This is a genomic window from Rhodococcus chondri (assembly GCF_036327435.1).
Taxonomy (GTDB): Bacteria; Actinomycetota; Actinomycetes; order Mycobacteriales; family Mycobacteriaceae; genus Rhodococcus; species Rhodococcus chondri.
The window spans coordinates 1-8,463 of the sequence record NZ_JAUZMZ010000189.1 but is presented as its reverse complement, the minus strand read 5'-3'; the positions used below and the strand labels follow the sequence as shown (position 1 = coordinate 8,463).

Annotated in this window: 9 protein-coding genes; 6 read left to right on the top strand and 3 right to left on the bottom strand. The window is 68.3% G+C overall.

The window, feature by feature from the left end; genetic code table 11:
* On the bottom strand, window positions 1–999 hold a 999-nt coding region (gene nadA, locus Q8814_RS22385), incomplete at its 3' end, for a quinolinate synthase NadA (RefSeq protein WP_330154181.1).
* 83 nt (window positions 1,000–1,082) lie between these two features.
* Here nadA and Q8814_RS22380 point away from each other — a divergent pair.
* Both Q8814_RS22380 and Q8814_RS22375 read left to right on the top strand, forming a co-directional pair.
* The gene (locus tag Q8814_RS22380; protein ID WP_330154180.1) at window positions 1,083–1,793 is read left to right on the top strand and encodes an NUDIX hydrolase; all 711 of its coding nucleotides are present in this window, start codon (window positions 1,083–1,085) and stop codon (window positions 1,791–1,793) included.
* A gap of 58 nt (window positions 1,794–1,851) precedes the next feature.
* Window positions 1,852–2,799, top strand: a complete 948-nt coding sequence (locus Q8814_RS22375; protein ID WP_330154179.1) for an aldo/keto reductase — start codon at window positions 1,852–1,854, stop codon at window positions 2,797–2,799.
* A 121-nt stretch (window positions 2,800–2,920) separates the two neighbouring features.
* On the opposite strand, the gene bsaP is transcribed toward Q8814_RS22375, so the two are convergent.
* Window positions 2,921–3,121 (bottom strand): biotin synthase auxiliary protein BsaP, encoded by a 201-nt coding sequence (gene bsaP / locus Q8814_RS22370; RefSeq protein ID WP_330154182.1) that lies wholly within the window; start codon window positions 3,119–3,121, stop codon window positions 2,921–2,923.
* Between the two features lie 2 nt (window positions 3,122–3,123).
* Window positions 3,124–4,137, bottom strand: coding sequence for a biotin synthase BioB (gene bioB / locus Q8814_RS22365; protein ID WP_330154178.1), 1,014 nt, complete (start codon window positions 4,135–4,137; stop codon window positions 3,124–3,126).
* A 147-nt stretch (window positions 4,138–4,284) separates the two neighbouring features.
* Between bioB and Q8814_RS22360 the strand changes: the two genes are divergently transcribed.
* The 4 genes from Q8814_RS22360 to Q8814_RS22345 all read left to right on the top strand — a co-directional run.
* The gene (locus tag Q8814_RS22360; protein WP_330154177.1) at window positions 4,285–4,911 is read left to right on the top strand and encodes a TetR/AcrR family transcriptional regulator C-terminal domain-containing protein; all 627 of its coding nucleotides are present in this window, start codon (window positions 4,285–4,287) and stop codon (window positions 4,909–4,911) included.
* A gap of 42 nt (window positions 4,912–4,953) precedes the next feature.
* Complete coding sequence (locus Q8814_RS22355; RefSeq protein WP_330154176.1) at window positions 4,954–6,264, top strand: SWIM zinc finger family protein; 1,311 nt, start codon at window positions 4,954–4,956, stop codon at window positions 6,262–6,264.
* The gene (locus Q8814_RS22350; protein ID WP_330154175.1) at window positions 6,261–7,709 is read left to right on the top strand and encodes a DUF5691 domain-containing protein; all 1,449 of its coding nucleotides are present in this window, start codon (window positions 6,261–6,263) and stop codon (window positions 7,707–7,709) included. The genes Q8814_RS22355 and Q8814_RS22350 overlap by 4 nt, the downstream gene beginning before the upstream one ends.
* A partial coding sequence (locus Q8814_RS22345; RefSeq protein WP_330154174.1) for an ATP-binding protein occupies window positions 7,706–8,463 on the top strand: 758 nt, incomplete at its 3' end. The genes Q8814_RS22350 and Q8814_RS22345, both read left to right, overlap by 4 nt.

Below are 8,463 nucleotides of genomic sequence, written 5' to 3'. Positions count from 1 at the left end.
GCGCTGCACGGACAGTCGGGCACGTTCGGCGACCGCCGGGTCGACGTGCACCTCGTCCTTGCCTTCCCGCAGGCAGCGCAGCAACGCGGCAGGGGTGATCATCTTCATGTACGGGCAGGAGGCCCGATCGTTGACGGCCTGGAAGTCGATACCCGGTGCGGCCTTGCGCAGCTGGTGGAGCATCCCGACCTCGGTGGCGACGAGAACCTGCTTGGCTCCCGTGGAGCGGGCCGCGTCGATCATCCCGCCGGTCGAGAGGATCTTGACCTTGTCGTCGGGTACGAAACCCTCGCCGGCCAGGTACAGCGCCGACGTCGCACAGCCGCATTCGGGATGGACGAACAGGTCGGCGTCCGGGTGCGACCGGGCCTGCGCGGCGAGTTCCTCGCCGTTGATGCCGGCGTGGACGTGGCACTCCCCCGCCCAGATATGGATGTTCTCGCGGCCGGTGACGCGCTTGACGTGCGCGCCGAGGAACTGGTCGGGCAGAAACAGCACTTCGCGGTCGGGGTCGATGGAGGCGACGACGTCCACCGCGTTCGACGACGTGCAGCAGATGTCCGTCAGGCCCTTCACCTCGGCGGTGGTGTTGACGTACGAGACGACAACGGCGTCGGGATGATCGGCCTTCCACTCGCGCAACTGGTCCGCGTTGATGGAATCGGCCAGCGAGCAACCGGCGCGCTCGTCGGGAATGAGCACGGTTTTGTTCGGGCTGAGAATTTTCGCGGTCTCGGCCATGAAGTGCACACCGCAGAAGACGATGGTGCCCTCCTCGGCCTCCGCGGCGATACGCGACAGCGCGAGAGAGTCGCCGACGTGGTCGGCGATGTCCTGGATCGCGGGCAGTTGGTAGTTGTGCGCCAGCAGCGTCGCGTTGCGTTCACGGGCCAGCCGACGAACCTCGTCGGCCCACTCCGGCGTCGCCTCGATGCCGGTGTAGCCGCCGGGGCCGTCGATGATGGTGGCGGCGGCGGCCGCCCACTCGGTCGTGGTCATGGCCTAGCTCCTTCGGAGGGTGCAACCCGGACGCGCTCGCCCGGATTTCCGTTCAGGGGGGTTTTCGACTTAGGATCGAAAACATGCCACATAGTAACACTCATCACGAGGTGCTCATCGTGGTGTTCCAGGTTCGCCACTTCCCCGCCACCGCGCAGTCACCTCGATCGGGCCCGGAACTGGCCGTTCTCCTGTGGCAACGCGCACTCGATCCCGAGGCCGGGTCCTGGTCGCTGCCGGGTGGCCGACTGCACGACGACGAGGATCTCACCACCTCGGCCCGCCGCCAGCTCGCCGAGAAGGTGGACGTACGTGAGGTCGCCCATCTCGAGCAGTTGTCGGTGTTCTCCGAACCGCACCGCGTACCCGGCGCGCGCACCATCGCATCGACCTATCTGGGCTTGGTTCCCATCACGTCCGACCCGCAACTGCCCGACGACACCTCGTGGCATCCGGTCTCGCATCTACCCGAGATGTCGTTCGATCACGGAATCATGGTCGAGAACGCACGCGCCCGACTCGCCGCGAAACTTTCGTACACCAACATCGCCTACGGTCTCGCGCCATCCGAGTTCGCGATGTCGACGCTCCGTGAAATATATTGCGCAGCATTGGGTTACCAAGTAGATGCGACAAATCTACAGCGGGTACTCAGTCGTCGTAACGTGCTCGTTCCCACCGGCACCACCGCACCCCCCGGCCGTACCGGTGGCCGCCCTCCCGCCCTGTACCGCTTCACCGACTCGCGACTGCGGGTCACCGACGAGTTCGCTGCGCTGCGCCCACCCGCCTGACGACAGGTCCATCGCCGGTTAGGGTGCGCGGGTACGAATCGCCTACGACGGGAGCACTGTGGCAACGATCGGTAATTCTGAGCTCGACATTTTCCCCATCGCCCTCGGCGGCAACACTTTCGGCTGGACGGCCGACGAGGCCACATCGTTCGAGATCCTCGACGCTTTCCGGGCCGCCGGTGGCAACTTCATCGACTCCGCCGACTCGTACTCGGCGTTCGCGCCGGGCAATTCCGGGGGTGAATCGGAGACCATCCTCGGCAATTGGGCTGACGCGCGCGGAGTGCGCGACGAGGTGACGATCGCGACGAAGGTGGGACACCACCCCCGGTACCAGGGCCTGTCTCCCGCCAACGTGAAGGCCGCGGCCGACGCGTCGCTGAAGCGACTGCAGTCCGACCACATCGATCTGTACTACGCGCATTCCGACGACCCGGCGACGCCGCTCGTCGACACCGTCGCCGCGTTCGACGAACTCGTCCGCGACGGCAAGGTGCGCTACGTCGGCCTGTCGAACTTCGCCCCCGCACGGGTTGCGGAATGGCTCGAGGTCGCAGCGGCCAACGGGTTCGCCGCGCCGGTGTCGCTGCAACCTCACTACAACCTCGTCCATCGTGTGGAGTACGAGAACGCCTACGCACCACTGGCCCTCGAGCACAGCCTGGGCGTGCTGCCGTACTACGCGCTCGCGGCCGGATTCCTCACCGGCAAGTACCGCTCGCAGGACGACCTGACGGGCCGGATCCGCGAACGCATGGCCATGCGCTACTTCACCGGCGCCGGTCTCGCCGTGGTCGACGCACTCTCCGAGATCGCAACCGCGCACGCCGTCGAGATCTCGACAGTCGCACTGGCATGGCTGTCGGCGCGGCCCGGTGTGGTCGCTCCGCTCGCCAGCGTCAGCCGGATCGAGCAACTGCCCGCGCTTCTCGACGCCACGCGACTCGTCCTCACCGACCTCGAGTACGAGCGCCTCACCTCGCTGTCGAACGCGATCGAGGCATAACGACAGGGCCGCCGGCGCGGGTGTTCGCGCCGCGGCCCCGTGCCCGACCGCGCGATGCTCGATCGGATCGATCTCCGACGGTCGGGCATCGGCAGCGGAAGCGGCGATCCGGCAGGCGCACTCAGCGTTGCTCGAGCAGCGACGAGTCGATCGTCCCGTGCCGGGAGCATCGCGCCCACCAGCCGTCGGGCGCGATCTGCACGATCATGCGACGTCCGCACTGGGTGCAGTAGCGCGGAGGCTCGAGGCCCAGACGTGCCGCGACGGGCCGCGCGAGTGCACTGCCGCCCGCAGCCTCGGCGCCGGTATAGGGATCGAACATCATCAAAAGCTCTCGCCGAGTGCCTTGATCGGCATCTTCAGTTCCTCCAGCAGATCGAGGTCGGTTTCGGCGCGCCGTCCCAACGTCGTCAGGTAGTTGCCGACGATGACGGCGTTGATGCCTCCGAGGATGCCCTGCTTCGCCCCCAGGTCGCCGAGCGTGATCTCACGGCCCCCGGCGAAACGGAGGATGGTGCGGGGCAGCGCGAGCCGGAACGCCGCGACCGATTTCAGCGCTTCGGAAGCGGAGAGCACCTCGAGATCCCCGAAAGGGGTACCGGGACGGGGATTGAGGAAGTTGAGGGGCACCTCGTCGGGCCCGAGCTCCGCCAGGTCCGCGGCGAATTCGGCGCGCTGCTCGAGCGTCTCGCCCATTCCGAGGATGCCGCCGCAGCACACTTCCATGCCCGCCTCGCGGACCATACGCAATGTGTCCCAACGCTCTTCCCACGTATGGGTGGTCACGACGTTCGGGAAGTACGATCTCGCGGTTTCGAGGTTGTGGTTGTAGCGGTGCACCCCCATAGCGGCAAGTTGGTCCACCTGCTCCTGCGTGAGCATGCCGAGCGAACACGCGACCTGGATGTCGACCTCGGCACGAATCGCCTCGACGCCGGCAGCCACCTGGGCCATCAAGCGCGCGTCGGGTCCGCGGACGGCGGCGACGATGCAGAATTCCGTCGCACCGGTCTTCGCGGTTTGCTTGGCGGCTTCCACAAGCGCGGGGATGTCGAGCCACGCAGACCGGACTGGGGAAGCGAAAAGCCCGGACTGGGAGCAGAAGTGGCAGTCCTCCGGGCATCCACCCGTCTTGAGGCTGATGATGCCCTCGACCTCGACCTCGGGCCCACACCACCGCATGCGCACCTCGTGCGCCAGCGTGAGAACGTCGTCGAGCCGATCGTCGGGCAGCTGGAGGACCTCGAGAATCTGCTCGCGACGCAGACCTCGGCCGCGTTCGAGCACCTGCTCGCGGGCGACGGAGAGAACGTCGGTGGGGGCGGTCGCCTGAGTCACGGGGGCTCCTGAGGTCGGTTCGACAAGGGATGATCTGCGGAGGCAGGTCGGGACTTGAACAATGTTCAGGTCACTTGAACAGCGTTCAGGTTAGGGGGCGGGTGGACTAGTGTCAAAGGCAGGAACCGCAACACCAGGAGCGAATACGTGCAGCTGCGACGCGGCGATGTCCTCGACGGCGCCATGGCGATCCTCGACGAATACGGTCTCGGCGACCTGACCATGCGCAAACTCGCCACCTCCCTCGGCGTCCAGCCCGGCGCCTTGTACTGGCACTTTCCCAACAAACAGACGCTGCTCGGCGCGATGGCCGACCGCATCCTCGACGGCGTCGACGCCCCGCCCACCGCGCAGACGTGGGACGGCGCGATCACCGAACTCGGTTACCGATTCCGCGGAGCACTACTCGCTCATCGCGACGGCGCCGAACTGGTCGCTGCGACGTATGCCTCACGCCTGACCACCTCACGGGCGCGGGACGCGTTCGTCGCCGCCGCCCTCGACGCCGGACTGTCGCGCGCGCACGCCGAACTCACCGGGTACGCCCTGCTGCACTATGTACTCGGCCACACCGTCGACGAGCAGTCGCGGCTCCAGCTTGCCGAGCTCGGCGCCCTGACACGCGGACCGATCTCGCCCGCGGTCACCACCGGCACCCCGGCGACCTCCGACGACGACCTTCTCGACGGCGATCCGGCGGTGCGGTTCGAGTTCGGTTTGACATTGTTGGTGGACGGCGTCCGGCGTCGGCTGACCGAACGGACCTCGTCCTGACGGTTGGCGAGCTGTCGGACTCCTCCCGTACGTTCATCGAACGTGACAACTCCCTGGTCCCCCGCGCAAATCACTGCGGCCGCTCCCGACTCGTCGTCGGCGTCGGCCGCGCGCGAACTCGGCCCGCAGTGGACCGAGACCGGGCGCTCCGCGCATGCCCTGTGGGGACTGTGCCGCGGGAGCGGTACCAATCCGTACCGGACGGCGGTGGACCTGAACGGGCCCGCGTACCGCTGCTCGTGCCCGAGCCGGAAGTTCCCCTGCAAGCACGCATTGAGCCTGCTGATGCTGTGGTCCGCCGAGACACTCCCCGAGGCGACCGCACCCGCATTCGTCACCGAGTGGCTCGACAAGCGCGCTACAGCACACGCGGAAACAGCAGACGGCGCGGCCTCACCGGCAGCGGTTCCGGACCCGCCGAATACGCCGGATTCCGCAACCGCACTGCGCCGCGCTCAACGCGTCGCCGCGGGACTCGACGAACTCGATCGATGGCTCACCGACCGAGTTCGTAACGGACTCGGTGCCGTCGACCACGGTTACTCGACCTACGACGCGATGGCAGCGCGAATGGTCGACGCTCAGGCACCGGGCGTCGCCGGGGCCCTGCGGGCGCTGCCCGCCGTGGTGGCCACCGAGACCGACTGGCCGTCGAAGGCCCTGACCGAATATGCGCGCCTGCACCTGCTGATCCGTGCATACCGCAACATCGATGCGCTGCCCGAGCCGCTCGCCCGGACGGTGCAGATGCACCTGGGATTCTCCACCAGAAGCGATGAGGTGCGACGACGCCCCGCGGTCCGCGATCGCTGGTCGGTTCTCGCCGCGCGCATCACAGAGGAAAGCCGCATGTTCACCCGTAAGGTCTGGCTTCGCGGCCGCACCACCGGAAAGTGGGCCGTCCTGCTCGATTTCGCGCACGGCAGCGCACGGTTCCCGACCGATGTCCCACTGCCCGGCACGGAAACCGCTGCGGATCTCCACTTCTATCCGGGATCGGCACCGCTGCGCGCCCAGTTCGGGGCGCAGCACGGTTCCCCCGAACCGGTCGGCGCGCTGCCCGCCACCGGTCTCGACACCGCTCTCGACGACTACGCCGACGCGCTCGCCGCCGATCCGTGGATCCGATCGTGGCCGATGCTGCTCGCCGCGGTGACTCCGGTCTGCGCCGACGGCCGGTGGACCCTCGTGGATCAGGCAGGTCGCGCCGTGCCGCTCGGTGGGGCGGACGACGACCGATGGCGGTTGCTGGCCGTTGCCGGCGGACGCCCCGCCACGGTGTGCGGCGACTGGGACGGCCGCGCCTTCACTGCGGCGTCACTGTTCGCGGGCGACACGGAGCTCGCCCTGTGACCGGCACCGGCCTCGCATCCCTCACCACCGCAGCACTGCTCGGTACCGCGCGTTCGGCACCCGACCTCGGCTCGCTGTACACCGGTACGGCCGCGCGGTCCCTGACCGGCGACCCGGCACAGGTCCTGCTCGGCGCTGCCGCGCTCGAGTCGGTGTTCGTCACCGGCGGGGCGATACCGGCGCCGTCGATGCCGCCGGCACCGGCACCCGATGACGACCGCCCGGAGCTTCCCGCCGCTGCCGTCGATCGGCTGCAGGGCATGCTCGTCGTCGGATCCCCCCTGCTTGCCGAATGGTTTTCTACCGCAGCTCATTTCCGCATTCCTCACGAGCACGTGGTCGATCTTCTGAACCGGGCGGCCACCTCCGCGACCTCGTATCGTGACGAACTCGTGCAGTTGACCGGGGCCCGGGGCCGGTGGCTGGCAGCCCAGAACCCGCAGTGGGCACATCTCGTACCCCCGGATACCGCGGACGACGCCGTGTGGCTGCACGCCACCCCCGCAGCGCGACGCCGATGGTTCACCGCCCTGCGGGCGGCAGACCCCGCCGCGGCAGCAGCGGTTCTGTCGACCGCCTGGAGATCGGAGCCGGCCGCGCACCGGCTGACGTTCGTCGAGGCGCTGTCCGACGGTCTCGGCGACCACGACGAGCCACTGCTCGAATCGGCACTCGACGACCGCAGCAGCAAGGTTCGCGAGGCGGCGTGCCGAATGCTGCGCCGGCTTCCGCACTCGGCGTTCGCGCAGCGGATGGCGCAGCGCGCACGAGACTGGATGCGGGTCGACGCCGCCGGACTGCCGGTCGCTGCGCTGGAAATCACTGTGCCCGACATCCTCGACGAGTCGGCGCGCCGCGACGGCGTCGACGGTGTCGGCGCCCCCGGACGTTTCCGTGACGAGCACATACGCCGATTGTGGACGGTCGCGGCGTCTGCGCCTCTCGCGACGTGGTCCGAGATGGCGGGCTCCCCCGCCGCGGCGCTGACACTCCGCCTGCCGGACGGGTTCGACGAGGCGGTACGGCTCGGCTGGGACGCGGCGACCGCGTCACAGCGCGACGGGCAGTGGGCGACAGCCCTGCTCCACCGCGACGGTACCGTCGGCGATCGCGTCGCTACCGCGTTGCCGCAGCAGGTGCTGCTCGACCGGCTGCATCGGACAGACGGGCAGGCCCTGCTCGAAACCGCACTGCTCGAAGCACTTCCGGCGCCGTGGCCGCAGGACATCGCCGAACGGGTACTGGCCGCGCTGTACCACACCGCCCCCGGTTCGAAGCTGTTCACCGCGGTGATCGCCCTGTTGAGCCACCGGGCGCCGTTCGAACTCGTCGACCTCCTCATCGACGCCTCGAACCGAACCGACGATCTCGAACGGCTGCACCACTTCGTGACCGCGTCCGACCTTCTGACCCAGCGCAAGAACTTTCACGAGGAGTTGAGTTGACCGACACCGCATCCGCCACCGGCACGCAATCACTGCTGCGTCCACACGCCGAACAGGAGTATGCGCACGAACTCGCGGCGCTGGTGCGGGTCGACGACCGGCCCCGGCCCCCGTCGTGGCAGCTGTCCCCGTGGGCGGTGGTGACATACCTGCTCGGAGGTGAACTGTCGGACGGCACCGTCGTCACCCCGAAGTACGTCGGTCCGCGCCGCTTGATGGAGGTCGCGGTCGCGACCCTCGCCACCGACCGCGCGCTGCTGTTGCTCGGCGTGCCCGGTACGGCGAAGACATGGGTGTCCGAGCATCTGGCGGCGGCGATCTCCGGATCCTCCACGCGCCTGGTGCAGGGCACGGCCGGTACCGCCGAGGAAGCGATCCGGTACGGCTGGAACTACGCGCGGCTGCTCGCCGAGGGCCCCAGTCCGGCCGCGCTCGTGTCGTCGCCGGTGATGACCGCGATGCGCGACGGTGCCATCGCCCGTGTCGAGGAACTCACACGTATCCCTGCGGACGTGCAGGACGCGCTGATCACGATTCTGTCCGAGAAGACGCTGCCGGTACCCGAGTTGAACACCGAAGTGCAGGCCGCGAAGGGTTTCAACGTCATCGCCACTGCCAACGACCGCGACCGCGGTGTCAACGATCTGTCGTCGGCGTTGCGTCGCCGTTTCAACACCGTCGTGCTTCCGCTGCCTGCGAGCGAGGAGGACGAGGTCGCGATCGTCACCCGGCGTGTCGAACAGCTCGGGGCGGC